The organism is Bifidobacterium sp. LH_730 (assembly GCF_056355835.1).
Map to the genome: position 1 here is coordinate 420,868 of NZ_JBKETB010000002.1, position 16,970 is coordinate 437,837.

The window sequence follows — 16,970 nt, forward strand, 5'->3', positions numbered from 1 at the left end:
CCTTTCTGGATGAGGGAGTTTTTACTTGTCTTCGAGATCGATGGATTCGATGGCGGTGTGCTCGATCGGCAGCCCCTTGCGGAAGCGCGCGAAGAAGTCCTCAAAGCCCACGACGTCATGCTCGTCGGGCGCCTCGGTGGTGGACGCGGCGTCCTTGAAGACGCGGCCGTCGAGATAGTCGGCGAGGTTGGAGCGATCCTCGTTGGCATGCCACAGGTAGTCAGCGAGCACAGCCATGCCCCAGGCGCCGCCCTCGGCGGCGGTGGACATGACCTTGATCGGGGTGTTGAAGGCGGCCGCCAGGATCTTCTGGGCGACCTTCGGCGTGGTGAAGATGCCGCCGTGGCCGACGAGGGAATCGACCTGGACGTGTTCGTCCTTGGTCATGACGTCCATGCCGATCTTGACCGGGGAGAAGGCGGAGAACAGCTGGGCGCGCATGAAGTTGCCGAGGGTCATATTGGCCTCGGGGCTGCGTGCGAACAGCGGGCGGCCCTCGGGCAGGCCGGCGAGGAATTCGCCGGAGCGGAACGGATAGTTGATGAGGCCGCCGCAGTTGGAGTCGACGTCGTCGGCGATGGCGGCGCGGAACAGCGTGCCGTAGAGCGTGCCGGCGTCGACCGGGCTGCCCAGCGCCTCCGCGAACTGGCCGAAGAGACCGACCCAGGCATTGAGGTCGGAGGTGAAGTTGTTGGCGTGGCTCATGCCGGCCAGATCGCCGGCCGGGGTGGTGACCAGATCGACCTCGGGATGCAGTGCCTTGAGCTTGTGCTCAAGCACGACCATCGCGAAGATCGAGGTGCCGGCGGAGACGTTGCCGGTGCGCACGCGCACGGAGTTGGTGGCGACCATGCCGGTGCCGGCGTCGCCTTCCGGCGGGGCGAGCACGATGCCCGGCTGCAGGGTGCCGGTCGGGTCGAGCAGCTTGGCGCCTTCGGCGGTCAGCTCGCCGGCGGGCGTGCCGGCGACCAGCGGCTCGGGCAGCAGGTCCTCGAGCTTCCACGGCTGGGCCGCGACCTCGGGCAGGGCGTCGAACTGCTTGACGAACTCGGTTTCCCACGTGTGGGTGGTCGGGTCGATCGGGAACATGCCGGAGGCATCGCCGACGCCGAGCACCTTCTTGCCGGTGAGCTTCCAGTGGACGTATCCGGCGAGGGTGGTGAAGTACTTGACGCGGCCGACGTGCTCCTCCTTGTTGAGGACGCACTGATAGAGGTGGGCGATGGCCCAGCGCTCGGGGATGTTGTATTGGAAGAGTTCGGAGAGCTTCTCGTGCGCCTCGTGGGTGTTGGTGTTCTGCCAGGTGCGGAACGGCACCAGCAGCTCGCCGTTCTCGTCGAAGGCGAGATAGCCGTGCATCATGGCGGAGAAGCCGATATGGCCCACATGGGTGAGCCTTTCGCCGTAGGCGCGCTCGACGTCGTTGGCCATGGAGGCATATGCGGTCTGCAGACCCTTCCAGATCTCCTCGACGCTGTAGCTCCACAGGCCGTCCTCGAGATGGCTGGCCCAGCCGAAGTCGCCGGAGGCGATGGTCTTGTAGCTGTCGTCGATCAGCACGGCCTTGATGCGCGTGGATCCGAACTCGATGCCCAGCGAGGTCTTGCCGGCGCGAATCTTCTCCGCGATATCGGCGATCTGCTCGGTGTTGTCGTTTGCCATACTGCGAACTCCTTTGGTGACCGGCGGCCCGCACCGCCCGTCCTCTTCCGGAAGCGCCTTCGCCACTCCGTCCTCGGAGTACTGTTAGCGCTCACATTGCCTCTGCAATTGTAACCGGAACACGCGGGGAACTCAACCCCGACGTGTCCCGCCCGATAACGAATTGATAACGCCCGACGCAGGCCCTACGGACGCGCGGCGTGGCCCAGCGAACTGCGCGTCACCACCCGCGGCGGAATCAGCCCGACCCCATGCTCGCCGGTGGCATACGCCGGCTCGGCGCCCTCGCCGATCAGATGCAGCGTCTCGCGCATCGCGGCCGCGCCCAGCCCCTCGAAATCGGGACGGACCGTCGTCAGCGGCGGGAAGAGGTTGTCCATCGCCGGCATATCGTCGAATCCGACGAGGCTGACATCCTGCGGAATGCCGAGGCCGTGCTCGTGCAGGGCACGCGCCACGCCGACGGCCTGGCTGTCGTTCGATGCGATGACGACGGTGGGCAGAGGCGCGCCGGTACGGCCGATGGTGTCGAGCACATGGTTCATCTTCGCGTAGGCCTCACTGGAATCCCAGGTGTCGCAATGCACGGTCTGCGAGCGAATCGCGCGCTCGGCGCTCAGCCGATTCCACGCGGCCAGACGGGTCGCGGCGTCGCGCCATTCCTGCGGCCCGGCGAAGAAGATGGCGGAGTGATGCCCGTGGGCGCTGACCAGTTGCGCGATCTCGCCCATCGCCCCCCACTGGTCCATGCCGACGATCGCGGTGCGGGCGCGATCGCCCTCGCCCATCAGCGACAGCCCCTCGCGCACGCTCATCGCGCCATGCGTCGACGTGACGATGACGCGCGGACGGCTCACCTTGGTCCGGCAGGCGGCCTCGAACATCACATCGGTCGGGGTCAGGAAGATGAAGGCGTCGACGTTCTGCTCGGCGAAGGTGTCGGTGAGCTCCTCGAACTCCCGCTGCGTGCACAACGCCTCGTGGACCATCATCACGCTCATGAACAGGCCATGGTCGCGGGCCATCGATTCGATGGAGGATATGGTCGAGATCGGGCCGAAGAAACGCATGCCCCCGGCGATCAGTCCGATGGTGCGCGAACGGCGCGAGGCCAGGGCGCGGGCCGAGTTGGAGGGGCGGTATCCGAGGCGCTTGATGGCCTCCTGCACTCGGGCGCGCGTGGCGGCCGACACGTCGGGCGAGTCGTTGATCACGCGGGAGACGGTCTGGTGGCTCACTCCCGCGAGCTTGGCCACCTCAAACATCGAGGGACGTTTATTGGTTGTGCGGCCGGTCACCATACTTCCTACCTCCCGCATGCGTTGACGGTTTGATATGAGTCTACCGTAATTTCGTGAACGCTCACAATCCGGAGGGACGCCGGATGGCCGCTTCCGTCCGCCCGTGCAGACATCGATCCCGGGGCACCGACCTCATATGGATGGTCAGGCCATATGGCCGTGCGCGGCCTTCAGACGAGTTTCCAGCTGACGCGGTGCAGCGGCGAGGGGCCGAGCGCCGCTATGGCCTCGCGATGCGCCTTGGTGCCGTATCCCTTGTTGTGCGCCCACTGGTAGGCCCCGTAACGAGAATCGGACCGGGACAGATCGACCATGAGCCGGTCACGCGTCACCTTGGCTATGACGGCCGCGGCGGCCACCGAGGCGCATTGGCGGTCACCCTTGACCAGCGTCGTCACCTCGGCGCCCACCGGCACCTCGGGCGCGTCGAAGGTGTCCGCGGCTTTGGTGATGTAATCGTTGGGCCCGTCGAGGATCGCGCCCACGGACAGACCCAGGCGATCGGCGGCGCCAAGCTCGCGCTCGACTTGGTTCAGGGCGCGCAGCGAGGCGATGCCCAAGGCATGCCCTATCCCCCACTCGTCGATCTCGGCGTTGCTCGCCTGGCCGACGGCCCATGCCGCGCACCATGCCTTGAGCCCGTCGACGATGGCCTCGCGCCGGTGCTCGGTGAGCAACTTGGAGTCGGCCACCCCCTCCGGCACCGCGAGATCCGGCAGGTCCCGCGACCAGAGCGCGGCGGCCCCGACCATCACCGGACCGGCGAGCGCGCCGCGGCCGACCTCGTCGAAACCGACGATCAAGTCGTATCCCTCGTCGGCCAGCCGGCGTTCCAGATCGAGGGTGGGCGTCACCGATGGCATGGCGAGGGTCCTTTCAGTCCTTGGAGGCGGAGGCCGCCGATGACGCGCCGCCCGGCACGTCCGCGAAGACCTCATGATGGGCATCGAGCCCGCCGACGCGCGTAAGCGGCCAGAAACGCGCGAATCCGACGCCCACGACGTCATCCACCGGCACCAGACCATGCTGGCCGTCGTCCTGGTGATATCTGGAATCGGCGGAGTTGGCGCGGTTGTCGCCCATGACGAACACATGCCCCTCGGTGACCTCGACGCGGAAGGGGAAGGCGCTGGGAGCCACACCCGGGCGGATATAGGAGCTTTCGTCGACCGCGACGCCATTGACCTTGACGGGCTGGCCGTCGCCGGCGCATTCGACGACATCGCCGGGCAGACCGATCAATCGTTTGATCAGGAACTCGGTGCGCGAGGCATCCGTGCCTTCGTTGCCAAGCCAGTTGGAGGGATCCTTGAACACGATGACGTCGCCGCGTTCCAAATCGAAGACCCGTGGCGTCAGCTTGCTGGTGATGACGCGGTCGCCGATCTCGATGGTGTCGAGCATCGATCCGGAGGGAATCGTGTAAAAGCCGAAGACGAACAGGCGCAGCAGCAGGATGACGACGACCGGCACGCCCGCCCATATCAGGAAATCACGCCAGCTGAAACCGTCCGCGGCCCCGCCGCCGGCCCGACCGCCATCCGAGTCGTGCGGCTCGGCGGGATCGACGCCGCGTCCGGCCACCGACATGGTCCTTGCGTCGCGCGCCGCGGCGGCCTCGGACGCATCGGACGACGGATCGAAGCCGTCATACGTATCGTCGGACTGCATGCGTGCCTCCCTGTGTGGAATATGAATGCATATGCCCTCATGGTCGTCGTCGACGGACCGGTGCCCATCTTAGCCGGCTCGGCCGCGCATCCGCATGGACGAGGAGCCTGGATATGGAAGGACCCGGGAACCATGCGGTCTCCGGGTCTTTCGCGACACAAGCGTTACGCTCAGGCCTCGGCCTTGGCGCTGTTGTCACGGCGCTCGACGATGCGAGCGGCCTTGCCGCGCAGGGCGCGCAGGTAGTAGAGCTTGGCGCGGCGCACACGGCCCTTGCGCACCAGCTTGATGGAATCGATCGCCGGGGAGTGCAGCGGGAAGCGGCGCTCCACACCGGTGCCGAAGCTGATCTTGCGCACCACGAAGGTCTCGTGGATGCCGGCGCCCTTGCGGGCGATGACCACGCCGGTGAAGGTCTGGATACGGGAGTTGTTGCCCTCCTGGATCTTGACGTTCACGTCGACGGTGTCGCCGGGACGGAAGGCCGGGATCTCCTCGGCCGGCTTCATGTGCTTGGCGTCAAATGCGTCAATAGCGTTTGCCATGGTGTTCCTCGTTCGCCGCCGCATATCGGCGCAACCATTCGGGCCAGCCCTGTCGGCTGGCGATGTCGTTCGTTGCCGATCCGCCGGGAGTCAGGCTCGCGCCGCCCGGCTGGACCCAAGGGAGACGGACCGATATGCGGCCAGCCCGTCCCGACACAGCAAAGCAACAGCATATCCCAGCACGGGGACTGATCGTGGTCGGGAAAGCTCAACGACCTTGCATAAGTTCGGCGACGGCGGCGCGGATGGCGGTTTCGGCGGCGTCGAGGCCGGCGGCGTCCGCATCGGCGGGGATGTCGCGCACCGAGCGCTCGATCGGGCACATGCCGGTTTGGTCACGGTTGAGAATCATGGGGACGAGGATGTCGTAGCTGGCGGCGATGCCGTGGGCCCGCAATGCCTCCAAGCCGCCTTCGCTCATGGTGCGGGCATGCACGGCCACCGCCCCGAGCTTGACATAGAGCAGGGCGGCGGCTTTGCCGACCACGCGGTCGGCGGCAGAGAAGCCGTCGAGCCGCGTGCCGTCGGCAAGCCACAGCAACAGCGGGCGCACGCCTCGGCCGGAGCCGGTCAGCACAGTACCGCTCTCCCCGGTGTCGCCATCGCTTGCCTCGCCGCCGCGCACGGCCGCGCAGCCTAGCGTGTCATCGCCCGCCAGCACGGCCTTCGCGCGAGTCAGATCGTCATTCATGCGCGACGGGACTGGGTTTTGGAATCAATCCAATACGCCAACAGCGGAATCAGCGCCCACTGCAAAATCAGACCGGGCAGACCGGTGACCACGCTCATCCAGATCGAGGCGACGGCCACGGCGCTGTTGCCCAGGGCGAACACTGCGACCAGCACGGCCAAGGCCCGCACCACGCGACCGGCGACCTGCGCGACCAGCACCTTGGCGATGGTCGGCATGGCCGTGCCGCGCAGCAGACCGGCGACCAATCCGTAGCCGGCGAGCTCGATGATCATGAACGGCAGCATCGCGGCCATCGGCATGCCCGACAGCGCGAAGCTCACGGCCGGGGCAAGCGCACCGGTGGCAAGGCCTGCCCACGGACCGGCCAGCAGACCGACCATCAACACCGGCAGATGCATCGGCAGGAAGGTCTCGCCCAGTGCGGTGCCGAGACCAGACACGGCGCCGACCGCGTGGAAGCACTGCGGCAGTGCGACGGCCGCGACGACGGCCAGCGCCGTGGCGGCGGTCTGGACGCGCACGCTCGGCAGCGTGCGCACACGGGTGGAGATCAGCGCGACAGGCGCATTCGCGGAAGCGGACATATCAAACTCCTTCTCAGGGCTTTTTAACTCAGGGTTTTGCTCGAAAATATCCCGGCGGCGTCTCAGCGCGCGTCGAGATCGATGAACTGGTAATTGCGACTGCCGACATGCATCTCGACGGCATGCTCGATGGTGTGGATGCCATTGCGGCTTTCGATGCGCTCGATCAGCGGGGCGTTGTTGTCGGGCGACTCATACACCATATCGACGCAGGCCTGGTCGACGGCCACCGGATCAAGCGAGGCGGCGATGCCGATGTCGGCCATGACGGGAGCGGACGGATTGCCATCGCAATCGCAGTCCACGGACAGATGATTCATCACATTGATGAACAGCATGGCGCCCTTCAGCTTGGTCGTCACCGCCCATGCGGCCTCGGCCATCGCCTCCAGGAAGGAGTCGTGGTCACCGGAGAAATGCTTCTCGAGGATCTCGTCCTGCCCGGAATGCAGGCGCTTCTTGCCGTTCGCCGAGGCGATGCCGATGGAAATGTTCTTGAGCGCGCCGCCGAAGCCACCCATCACATGTCCCTTGAAATGCGATAGCACGGCGTAGTAGTCGTAATCGGTGAAATGCGAGCCGACGATGTCTCCGGTGATGCGCTTGCCGCCCTCGACCGGCAGCGTGATCTCGCCTTCCTCGTCCTGGATGTCGACCGGGGCGATGGCGGTGAAGCCGTGTTCCTCGATGGTCTTCCAGTGGGCCTCGTTGGTGTCGCGGGTGCCCGCGTAGGCGGTGTTGCATTCGACGATGGTGCCGTCGAGCTCGTGCACCAGATCCTTGATGAGATTCGGATCGAGATAATGGGTGTTGCCGCCTTCGCCGGTGCTCAGCTTGACGGCGACCTTGCCCTGCGGCCGCGCGCCGAGGGCGTCGTAGACGCGCTTGAGCCCGGCGGGGCTGATGTCACGGGTGAAATAGACCTTCGGCGCCATCGGGAATTCGGTGCGATGGTTGACGTAGCCGGGAACTGCCGCCATGGCTGGCCTCCTTGCGTGGGCGATTTGGTATCGAAACCATGATACGGCGACGCCCACTCATCGCCGTGTGGATATGGATGCGGATATAAACAAAGGTCTCCCCGCCACAAGGGCGGGGAGACCCGAGAATCAGCGATTCAGCGCCAGCGCTCTGATCTCAATCAGAACTCGCGCTTCGCGCGGTAGAACTTGATCAGGGACTGCGTGGACGCATCCTGGGCGGCCAGGGCCTCGTCATCCTGGGAGATGGCCGGGGTGATCTGCTTGGCCAGCTGCTTGCCGAGCTCGACGCCCCACTGGTCGTAGGAGTCCAGGCCCCACACGGTGCCCTCGACGAAGGTGATGTGCTCGTAGAGCGCGATCAGTTCGCCCACGGCGAACGGGGTGAGCGCCACGCCGAAGATCGAGGTGGTCGGCTTGTTGCCGGTGAACACGCGGGCGGGGACGATCTCCTCCGGCGTGCCCTCGGCGCGCACCTCGTCGGCGGTCTTGCCGAAGGCGAGGGCCTTGGTCTGCGCGAAATAGTTGCCGAGGAACAGCTCGTGCACATCCTGGTCGCCGTCCTTGGTCGGGTTCGGGGTGTTGACGAACGCGATGAAGTCGGCCGGGATGAGCTGGGTGCCCTGGTGGATCAGCTGGTAGAAGGCGTGCTGGCCGTTGGTGCCGGGCTCGCCCCAGAAGATCTCGCCGGTCTCGGTGGTGACCGGGGTGCCGTCCCAACGCACGGACTTGCCGTTGGACTCCATGGTCAGCTGCTGCAGATAGGCCGGGAAGCGGTGCAGATACTGGTCGTAGGGCAGCACGGCGTGCGAGGCGACCTTGAAGAAGTTGCGATACCACACGTTCAGCATGCCCATGAGCACGACGACGTTCTTCTCGAACGGGGTCTTCTCGAAGTACTCGTCGATCTCATGGAAGCCGTGCAGGAACTCCTCGAAGCGGGCCGGGCCGAAGACGACGGCCAGGGAGGTGCCGACGGCGGAATCGACGGAGTAGCGGCCGCCGACCCAGTTCCAGAAGCCGAAGGCGTTGTTCGGATCGATGCCGAACTCGGCGACCTTCTCCAGGTTGGTGGAGACGGCGACGAAGTGCTTCTTCACGGCGTCGGCCACGGAGGCGTCGGAGCCATCGATGGCGCCCTTGGCCTTGAGCTCCTCGAGCAGCCAGGTGCGCGCCTCGCGGGCGTTGGTCAGGGTCTCGAGGGTCGTGAAGGTCTTGGAGACGATGATGAACAGCGTGGTCTCCGGATCGAGGCCCTTGGTCTTCTCGGCCAGGTCATTGGGGTCGATGTTGGAGATGTAGCGGGCGGAGATGCCGGCATCCGCATAGGGCTTCAGGGCCTCATAGACCATGACGGGGCCCAGGTCGGAGCCGCCGATGCCGATGTTGACGACGGTCTCGATCTTCTTGCCGGTCACGCCGACCCACTCGCCGGAGCGGACCTTGTCGGCGAAGGCGTAGATGCGGCCGAGCACCTCGCGCACATCGGCGACGGTGTCCTGGCCGTCGACGATGAACTTGCCCTTGTCGGTCTCCGGGCGGCGCAGCGCGGTGTGCAGCACGGCGCGGTCCTCGGTGTTGTTGATATGCACGCCGGAATACATCTGCTTGGTGCGCTCGTCGAGCTTGACGGCCTTGGCAAGGTCCGCGAACAGCTGCAGGGTCTCGGGCTTGATGAGGTTCTTGGACAGGTCGAAGTGCAGATCGCCCGCCTCGAAGGAGAGCTTCTCGACGCGCTCGGCGTCATCGGCGAACCACTGCTTCAGGGACACGCCCTCGGCATTGAGCTCGTCGAAATGCTTCTGCAGCGCCGCCCATTCCGGGGTTTTGGTCGCGTCAACAGGAGGATTGATGGCCATGGATTCCATTCCTTTCATCTCTGTCGAAACGCCGCCGGCGGACGGCTCGGAACCACCACCCGCAACGTCTCGGTACACCTCACAAGATACTCACAAAAGGGGACACAATCCAACAAAAATCGGCACGGCAACCGCGACGCGACGCACCGTTTTGATTTATCCGCACTTTGCCCTATACTTTTCTTTTTGTGCACGGGCATGCGAATGTCGCAGTGACAGGCCACTTTAGCTCAGTCGGTAGAGCGGCTCACTCGTAATGAGCAGGTCGTCAGTTCGATTCTGACAAGTGGCTCCATTCCCCTAGGGCAGTCCCTGCCCTAGGGTTTTGTATATCGGCGCCCGATACCCACGGCGCGCCCACGCGAGAGTGGCGAAATTGGTAGACGCGCAGGATTTAGGTTCCTGTGACTTCGGTCTTGCGGGTTCGATTCCCGTCTCTCGCACCACTTGCCGCCCAAGGAGAAGAGAGAGCCATGTCGGCGATTATCCAACCCCTGTCGCTGCTGGCGATCATCATCATCGGATATCTGTTCAAGCGATACCGGGTCTTCGGCCAGCGTGATTACAACGTGCTCAAATCGGCGGTGTTCAACCTGACCCTGCCCTGCGCGATCATCCATTCCTTCGCCACGAACCCGCATGATCCCAGCATGCTGCTGGTCTCCCTCTTCGGATTCTTCGCCTGTCTGCTGCCGATCGTCATCATGTTCCTGTGCTCGCGGCGCATGAGCGTGGGGCGGCGCGTCTTCCTCATGCTCAACGGCTCCGGGCTCAACGTCGGCAACTTCTGCCTGCCCGTCGTCACCGCGATCATGGGAAGCGGGGCGGCGATCAGCGTCATCATGTTCGACATCGGCAACTCCATCATGGTGTGCGCCGGCATGTATGTGCTGACCGTCGCGCTGCTGCATGTGCCCGAGGACCGCCCGCTCAAACCCGAGGAGGCCCAGGGCGCGCCGGTGATGCCGCGCATCCGCCCGAAGGACAGGCAGGCACGGATGCTGGCGCTGCGCGCCCATATCCTCACCGTGATCAAAAGCTTCGTGACCTCGGTGCCCTTCGACACCTATGTGGTCATGGTCGTGCTGATGCTCGCCGGCGTGTCGATTCCGGGGTTCGTCGGCGATTTCGTCGAGCCGGTGTCGAAGGCGAACGGGTTCTGCTCGATGCTGATGGTCGGCATGATGATGGACATGCCCTCGTCGAAGCGCGACGCCCTCGACGTGGCGCAGGTGGTGGCCTGGAAGCTGGTGTTCATCACGCTGCTCGGTCTGGCGGCATGGTTCCTGCTGCCCTTCGACCCGTTGACGCGCAAGGCCGTCGTGCTCACCTGCATGGCGCCGAGCGCCGTGTTCTCGGTGCTCTACACCGACCGCGTGCTCGGCAACGCCAAGCTCGCCGGCTTCACCCTCGCCTGCACCGGTTTCCTGTCGCTGGCCCTGATGACGGCCGGCAACATCCTGATCCCCGTGGCCTGAGTCTGGCATGCGGCCGCCTGCGTACGTTTGTGAGCACTGAGATGAAGGGCCTGCTCACAAACGTACGCTGAGCGCCGCCAGGAATACGTTTATGAGCAGGCATACCGTCAATCTGCGCAGAATCGTACGGATGGAACGGACCAGCGTACGTTTGTGAGCAGCCACAGCATCGTTCCGCACATAAACGCAACCCGAAATCAGTCGATGCAGGCCTCGATCGCGGGCACGAGGGCCTTCAACGCCTTGCCTCGGTGGGAGATCGCGTTCTTTTCGGCCGGCTCCATCTCGGCGCTGGTCAACGGCTCGGCGGCCGGGTCATCGGCGATGCGCGCCGGCTGGTCGTCGGGCACGAACAGCGGGTCGTAGCCGAAGCCATGCTCGCCGCGGGGAGCGCGGAGGATATGCCCGGGCATCTCGCCGGTCTCCACGGTCCGCGCGGCAATCGGGAATTCCCCGTCCGCATTGGCGACGGGCCCGGGCACGACCAGCGCGGCGGCGCAACGGAAGCGCGCGGTCCGCTTGTCGTCGGGGATGTCCTCGATCTGAGCGAGCAGCAACGCGTTGTTCGCCGCATCGTCGCCATGATGACCGGCCCAGCGGGCCGAAAGGATGCCGGGCGCGCCGCCCATCACGTCCACGACGAGCCCGGAGTCATCGGCGACGGCCGGCAGCCCCGTGCGACGGGCCACATCGCTTGCCTTGAGCAACGCGTTCTGTTCGAAGGTGACGCCGGTCTCCACCGGGTCGGGCAGTTGCAGCGAGCCTGCGGAGACCAGTTCGATGGCCGACGCCGCGTCCCCAAGATCCTCCTCGAGGATGCGGCGGATCTCGACCAGCTTGCCTTCGTTATGCGTGGCGACGACGAGTTTCATGAGGTTCCTTTCCGGTAAAATGCGTCCAAAACGCAAACTGTTGGTTGTTTCAGGCTTCTGTTGGTAACCGATGCCGTCAACCGCGGATCTGTCTTCGAGCAAAACCTTGGAAAAACGCCATTTTACACAATGGCTCGCAACGGGCTTCTCAGCACAACTACCAACAGAAGCCCAAAACAACCAACAGTTTGTCCCAAGATGCGTCAGTCGAGGGCGAGCGCCGCGCGCTGGGCCGCCTGCAGCTCCTTGTTGCCCTTCTCGGCGAGGTCGAGCAGTTCGTTCAGCTCCTTGCGCGAGAACGGCCGATGCTCGGCGGTGCCCTGCAGCTCGATGAACTCGCCGGAGCCGGTCATCGCCACATTCATATCGGTCATGGCCTGGCTGTCCTCGATATACGGCAGGTCCAGCATCGGCGTGCCGTTGATGACGCCGACCGACACGGCCGACACGCAGTCGCGCAGCACGCGTTCGGCGGACTTGATATGACGGTGTTCCTCGGCCCAGCGCATCGCATCGACCAGCGCCACATAGGCGCCGGTCACGGAGGCGGTGCGGGTGCCGCCGTCGGCCTGCAGCACATCGCAGTCGATCTGCACCTGGTTCTCGCCGAGGGCTTTCATATCGACCACGCCCCTCAGGCAGCGGCCGATCAGGCGCGAGATCTCATGCGTGCGCCCGCCGATCTTGCCGCGCACGGACTCGCGGTCGGTGCGCTCGGAGGTGGCGCGCGGCAGCATCGCGTATTCCGCGGTCACCCAGCCCAGACCCGAATCCTTGCGCCAGCGCGGCACGCCGGCCGTGAACGTAGCCGTGCACATGACACGCGTGTTGCCGCATTCGATGAGCACCGAGCCCTCCGGGGCGTCGGTGAAATGACGGGTGATGCGAACCGGGCGCAGCTCGTCGACCTTGCGCCCATCGGCGCGGATGACGGTGTGTTCGCCCAACATATCCTTGATCTCAACCATATGCCCCAGCCTACACGCTGACCTGCGGTTCAGCGCAGCAACGCGCGCCTGGGCAGCACCCGGTCGATGAGGAACAGCGCCAGGCCCAGCGCGAAGAAGACGCCGAGATAGATCGCCATGTTCACGCCGAGCTGCGCCCAACCCAGCTTCGCCAGGTCGACGAAGGGATAGGGATAGGGCGAGTCGCCGTCGAGATAGGCGTGCGGCCACAGCGCGGCGCGGATCAGCACGAAGGCCAGGTAGAACGGGAAATAGGCCAGCCAGGTCAGCGTGTAATGCCAGCGGAACCGGCGGTGCGGGTCGAACAGCAGGAAGTCGATGCCAGCCATGATCGGCACGATGATATGCACCATCCACACGCAGGGGATGCCGAACACGCGCGCGGTGTCGGGGCCGATGACGGCGGGCGCGAGCACCAGCCACGCCACGAGCCCGGTAATGGCGATGTAGAGCGTCAGACATCCCTTGAGCCATGCCGGCGGCTGCCTGCCGTCGAGCAGCGAGGCGAAGCCCGCCCATATCATCACCAGCCCGAGCATGATGTTGGTCTGGTGCGTGAAGAACGCGAGGTTGTTCACCTGCCCCAACAGCCAGGTCTCGTGCGTGCCGGCCAAGGCGAAGAAGGCGATGAGAAGTCGAAAGACGCCAGCGAGGTATTTCATGCGGACCAGTCTAGCCGCGGCCGCGCGGAAAGGGTTAGACTGACCTTCGACATCATGCGAATGGGAGGACCCATGTTGGATTATTCGCCGGCTCTGATGACCGACATGTACGAATACACGATGCTGGACGCCTGCCTCAAGGACGGCACAGCCAACCGCCGCTGCGTCTTCGAGGTGTTCACGCGCCATCTGCCGGAGGGGCGCCGATATGGCGTGGTGGCCGGCACCGGGCGCATCCTCGACGCGCTCGAGCATTTCCATTTGGACGACGAGGACCTGAAGTTCCTCTCCGACCGGCACGTCGTGAGCCCCGAGACGATCAAGTGGCTCGAGGACTTCCATTTCAGCGGTTCGATCAAGGGCTACCGCGAGGGCGAGATGTTCTTCCCGAATTCCCCGATATTGCAGGTCGAGGGCACCTTCGGCGAGTGCACGCTGTTGGAGACACTGATCCTGTCGATCCTCAACTATGATTCCGCCGTCGCCTCCGCCGCCTCCCGCATGGTTTCGGCGGCCAAGGACCGCCCGTGCATGGATATGGGCGGGCGCCGCACGAACGAGTGGGCGGCGGTCGCCGCGGCCCGCGCCTCCGTGGTCGGCGGCTTCCAGGGCACGGCGAATCTGCTGGCCGCGCAACTTTATGGTCTCAAGGCCATCGGCACGGCCGCGCACTGCTTCACGCTGGTGCACGATGACGAGCGCCACGCCTTCGAATCGCAGATCGCCGCGTTGGGCAGGAACACCACGCTGCTGGTCGACACCTATAACATCGAGCAGGCCGTGAAGACGGCCGTCGAGGTGGCCGGCCCCGAGCTCGGCGGCGTGCGCATCGATTCGGGCGACCTCGCCTCGTTGGCGCAGCGCGTGCGCAACCAGCTCGACGCGCTGGGCGCGACCAACACGAAGATCACGGTCACCAACGACCTCGACGAATACGCGATCGCCGCGCTGCAGACCGCGCCGGTCGATTCCTATGGCGTGGGCACGATGCTGGTCACCGGCTCGGGCGCGCCGACCTGCGCGATGGTCTATAAACTCACCGAGCGCGAGGGCGCGGACGGCACGATGGTGCCGGTGATGAAGAAGTCGAAGGACAAGGCGACCGTCCCGGGCCGCAAGCTCGCCTACCGCTCCTATGAATACAACCTCGCGGAAGCCGAGCATGTCATCTCCGGTTCCGAGGAGAAGCTTGCCGCATACCAGCCGGATGCCGAATGGAAGGATCTGCTGGTCGGATACGTCGACCATGGCCGGATCGACGCGCGTTGGCAGGGCCACGACGCGATCATGGCCGCGCATGACTACCATGCCAAGGCGCTGGCCGAGCTGCCGATCACGGCGCAGTCGCTGATGCGCGGCGATCCGGTGATTCCGACTGAGACTACGGTTCTGTAGAACCATCGTCTCAGTCGGAATCCGTCGCGGCATAGCCGCTCCCCTCACCTGGCCGAACCCCACTGAGGTTCGGCCTTAACGGTTCGGCCTTAACGGTTCGGCCTACTGAAACAACAGTTCTGTAAAGACCCTTATTACGAGCGGAATACCTTATCCCGATAGTCGTTCCAATCGGGATAAGGGGCGCCTTCGTCGAGGCTGCGTTTGATGTCGCGGTAGAAATGCTGTTTGCGCAGGATATGTCGCCGCGCCTCCTCGATGGCGACCCGCTGCTCCTCGATGGCCTCGCGCCGCTCCTCCAGCAGCTCGAGCATATCGTCGATATGCTCGTCCTCGTTGCCTTCGTAGGCGAAGAAACGCTTGAGCTCCTCGATGCTCATGCCCGCGCGCTTGAAGCAGCAGATCGACCCGAGCCGATTGATATGCCCCTGCCGATACCTCCGCTGACCATTCGCATCCCGCTCCACATTGGTCAGCAGCCCCTGGTCCTCGTAATAGCGCAGGGTCGAGGGCTGCATGTGGAACATGCGCGCCACCTCACGTATCGTCCAGGTTCCGTTCCCGTCATCCTGTGCTGCCATATCCCCGACCTTCCTTTCCATCCGGACACGCCGGCGCTTGCGTTCAAGCATACTTGAGCGAGGACCATGGAGCATGGATTCGTTCGAAGCAATACACATTCAAAGGAGCAATGATGTTCGAACCCACCGCCATCTATGAACCGGCGACGACGCGCTATAACTCGATGACCTACAACCGCTGCGGCGACTCCGGCCTCAAGCTGCCGGCGATCAGCCTCGGATTCTGGCACAACTTCGGCGATGTGACGCCCTTCGAGCAGATGAAGCAGCTGGTCTTCACGGCCTTCGACAACGGCATCACGCACTTCGACCTGGCCAACAACTACGGCCCGGAGCCCGGCCAGGCCGAGTTCAACTGCGGTCTGCTGCTCGACAAGTATTTCAAGGCGCACCGCGACGAACTCATCATCTCAACCAAGGCCGGCTATGAGATGTGGGCCGGTCCCTACGGCGACGGCGGCTCTCGCAAATACCTGACCGCCAGCCTCGACCAGAGCCTGGAGCGCCTGGGCCTCGACTATGTGGACATCTTCTACCACCACCGCCCGGACCCCGAGACGCCGCTCGAGGAGACGATGGGCGCGCTGGCAAGCATCGTGCGGTCCGGCAAGGCGCTCTACGTGGGCCTGTCGAATTATGACGGCGAGACGATGGCGAAGGCCGCGGCGATCCTCGACGAGCTCAAAGTGCCCTTCGTGATCAACCAGAACAAATACAACATCCTCGACCGCACGGTCGAGACCAACGGCCTCAAGGACACAGCCAAGCGCCTGGGCAAGGGCCTGATCACCTTCTGCCCGCTCGCGCAGGGCCTGCTGACGAACCGTTATCTCAACGGCATCCCGGCCGACAGCCGCATCGCCCACGATCCGCGATTCCTCACCGAGGACGCACTCACCGACAAGCTGCACCAGCAGATCGTGGATCTCAACGACCTCGCCGCCCAGCGCGGCCAGAGCCTGGCCGAGATGAGCCTGGCCTGGCTGCTGCACGACGGCGTGGTGACCAGCGTGCTCGCCGGAGCCTCCAAGCCCCAGCAGATCCTCGACAACATCGGCGCCCTCAAGAACACCACCTTCACCGAGGACGAGCTCGCCCGCATCGACGAGATCAGCCAGCGCTGACCCTTCCCCTTCCCACCCCGCTGTGCGTAGCTCCACACGCTCTCTGCGCCACGCTACGCACAGCGCAACTCAAACAAAGCAAGAAAAATCACGCAACGAGGCGTTGGCCGGGATATGGGGCATTGGACCGTAGGCTTGGCCGAACGGCCTGGAGTGTGTCCGATGCCCCATATCCCGGCCAACGCCGGTCACGGGAATTAACTAATTTCAATCAACGTCCGGCGCACGCCGGTCGCCCTCACCATCCACGCATCTCGTCATAGATGCGCTTGCAATCCGGGCACACCGGATATTTCGAGGGGTCGCGCTTGGGCACCCACACCTTGCCGCACAACGCCACGACGGGCCGCCCGGTCGCCCTCGATTCGGCGATGCGGTCCTTGGAGACGTAATGCGCGTAACGGTCCGCGTCCCCGTCGTCCGCCCGGCGCGTGTCCTCCTGGACCTCGGGGCGCTCCAGCACCGCCGTGCCGGCACCGCCCTCGGGATCGCTCTCCATCGGGTCGCTCTGGTTGAACCAAGCCATATCGCCGCCTCCTCAAGGCCTCGTGCGGATGTCACTGCCTCCAATAATAGGCGCGGCGCGGTAGTCTT

At 64.7% G+C, this 16,970-nt stretch carries 17 protein-coding genes and 2 tRNA genes; 5 read left to right on the forward strand and 14 right to left on the reverse strand.

All coding sequences use genetic code 11. The features are described from left to right. Window positions 1–21: 21 nt before the first annotated feature. The 9 genes from AC1AUD_RS04525 to pgi form a co-directional block, all read right to left on the reverse strand. Window positions 22–1,662: a xylulokinase gene (locus AC1AUD_RS04525; protein WP_476572487.1), complete on the reverse strand. Its 1,641-nt coding sequence runs from the start codon at window positions 1,660–1,662 to the stop codon at window positions 22–24. A 185-nt stretch (window positions 1,663–1,847) separates the two neighbouring features. Further along, a complete protein-coding gene (locus tag AC1AUD_RS04530) occupies window positions 1,848–2,963 on the reverse strand; it encodes a LacI family DNA-binding transcriptional regulator (RefSeq protein ID WP_476572489.1) in 1,116 nt (371 codons plus the stop codon). Window positions 2,964–3,133: 170 nt separating this feature from the next. Further along, window positions 3,134–3,826, reverse strand: a complete 693-nt coding sequence (locus AC1AUD_RS04535) for a ribonuclease HII (protein ID WP_476572491.1) — start codon at window positions 3,824–3,826, stop codon at window positions 3,134–3,136. Between the two features lie 13 nt (window positions 3,827–3,839). Further along, entirely contained in the window at window positions 3,840–4,634 is a 795-nt protein-coding gene (gene lepB / locus AC1AUD_RS04540; RefSeq protein ID WP_476572493.1) for a signal peptidase I, read from the reverse strand. Between the two features lie 170 nt (window positions 4,635–4,804). Next, window positions 4,805–5,179, reverse strand: coding sequence for a 50S ribosomal protein L19 (rplS, locus tag AC1AUD_RS04545; protein WP_476572494.1), 375 nt, complete (start codon window positions 5,177–5,179; stop codon window positions 4,805–4,807). A gap of 208 nt (window positions 5,180–5,387) precedes the next feature. Next, entirely contained in the window at window positions 5,388–5,870 is a 483-nt protein-coding gene (locus tag AC1AUD_RS04550) for a DUF1893 domain-containing protein (RefSeq protein WP_476572496.1), read from the reverse strand. Further along, entirely contained in the window at window positions 5,867–6,457 is a 591-nt protein-coding gene (locus AC1AUD_RS04555) for an ECF transporter S component (RefSeq protein WP_476572498.1), read from the reverse strand. Before AC1AUD_RS04555 ends, AC1AUD_RS04550 begins: the two co-directional genes overlap by 4 nt. Window positions 6,458–6,519: 62 nt before the next feature. Further along, window positions 6,520–7,437 (reverse strand): DUF362 domain-containing protein, encoded by a 918-nt coding sequence (locus AC1AUD_RS04560; RefSeq protein ID WP_476572500.1) that lies wholly within the window; start codon window positions 7,435–7,437, stop codon window positions 6,520–6,522. A gap of 161 nt (window positions 7,438–7,598) precedes the next feature. Then, entirely contained in the window at window positions 7,599–9,296 is a 1,698-nt protein-coding gene (gene pgi / locus AC1AUD_RS04565) for a glucose-6-phosphate isomerase (protein ID WP_476572502.1), read from the reverse strand. A gap of 219 nt (window positions 9,297–9,515) precedes the next feature. Between pgi and AC1AUD_RS04570 the strand changes: the two genes are divergently transcribed. From AC1AUD_RS04570 to AC1AUD_RS04580, 3 genes are all read left to right on the forward strand, one after another. Then, window positions 9,516–9,591 (forward strand) — tRNA-Thr (locus tag AC1AUD_RS04570). Between the two features lie 66 nt (window positions 9,592–9,657). Next, window positions 9,658–9,742, forward strand: a tRNA-Leu gene (locus tag AC1AUD_RS04575). Between the two features lie 27 nt (window positions 9,743–9,769). Continuing rightward, window positions 9,770–10,774 (forward strand): AEC family transporter, encoded by a 1,005-nt coding sequence (locus tag AC1AUD_RS04580; RefSeq protein ID WP_476572504.1) that lies wholly within the window; start codon window positions 9,770–9,772, stop codon window positions 10,772–10,774. A 197-nt stretch (window positions 10,775–10,971) separates the two neighbouring features. Here AC1AUD_RS04580 and AC1AUD_RS04585 read toward each other — a convergent pair whose 3' ends face one another. The 3 genes from AC1AUD_RS04585 to AC1AUD_RS04595 all read right to left on the reverse strand — a co-directional run bounded on the left by AC1AUD_RS04585 (window position 10,972) and on the right by AC1AUD_RS04595 (window position 13,276). Continuing rightward, window positions 10,972–11,646, reverse strand: coding sequence for a non-canonical purine NTP pyrophosphatase (locus AC1AUD_RS04585; protein WP_476572506.1), 675 nt, complete (start codon window positions 11,644–11,646; stop codon window positions 10,972–10,974). A gap of 203 nt (window positions 11,647–11,849) precedes the next feature. Beyond that, on the reverse strand, window positions 11,850–12,614 hold the full coding sequence (rph, locus tag AC1AUD_RS04590) for a ribonuclease PH (protein ID WP_476572508.1): 765 nt from the start codon (window positions 12,612–12,614) through the stop codon (window positions 11,850–11,852). A gap of 29 nt (window positions 12,615–12,643) precedes the next feature. Further along, window positions 12,644–13,276: a Pr6Pr family membrane protein gene (locus AC1AUD_RS04595; RefSeq protein WP_476572510.1), complete on the reverse strand. Its 633-nt coding sequence runs from the start codon at window positions 13,274–13,276 to the stop codon at window positions 12,644–12,646. A gap of 72 nt (window positions 13,277–13,348) precedes the next feature. Here AC1AUD_RS04595 and AC1AUD_RS04600 point away from each other — a divergent pair, with 72 nt between their 5' ends. Further along, window positions 13,349–14,671, forward strand: a complete 1,323-nt coding sequence (locus tag AC1AUD_RS04600; RefSeq protein WP_476572580.1) for a nicotinate phosphoribosyltransferase — start codon at window positions 13,349–13,351, stop codon at window positions 14,669–14,671. A gap of 134 nt (window positions 14,672–14,805) precedes the next feature. Here AC1AUD_RS04600 and AC1AUD_RS04605 read toward each other — a convergent pair whose 3' ends face one another. Beyond that, window positions 14,806–15,252 carry a MerR family transcriptional regulator gene (locus tag AC1AUD_RS04605; RefSeq protein ID WP_476572512.1) on the reverse strand — a complete coding sequence of 149 codons (447 nt, stop codon included), beginning with the start codon at window positions 15,250–15,252 and terminating at the stop codon, window positions 14,806–14,808. A gap of 113 nt (window positions 15,253–15,365) precedes the next feature. Between AC1AUD_RS04605 and AC1AUD_RS04610 the strand changes: the two genes are divergently transcribed. After that, window positions 15,366–16,376, forward strand: coding sequence for an aldo/keto reductase (locus AC1AUD_RS04610; RefSeq protein ID WP_476572581.1), 1,011 nt, complete (start codon window positions 15,366–15,368; stop codon window positions 16,374–16,376). A gap of 238 nt (window positions 16,377–16,614) precedes the next feature. Here the strand turns inward: AC1AUD_RS04610 and AC1AUD_RS04615 are convergent, their stop codons facing one another. After that, entirely contained in the window at window positions 16,615–16,902 is a 288-nt protein-coding gene (locus AC1AUD_RS04615; RefSeq protein ID WP_476572514.1) for a DUF3039 domain-containing protein, read from the reverse strand. Window positions 16,903–16,970: the final 68 nt, after the last annotated feature.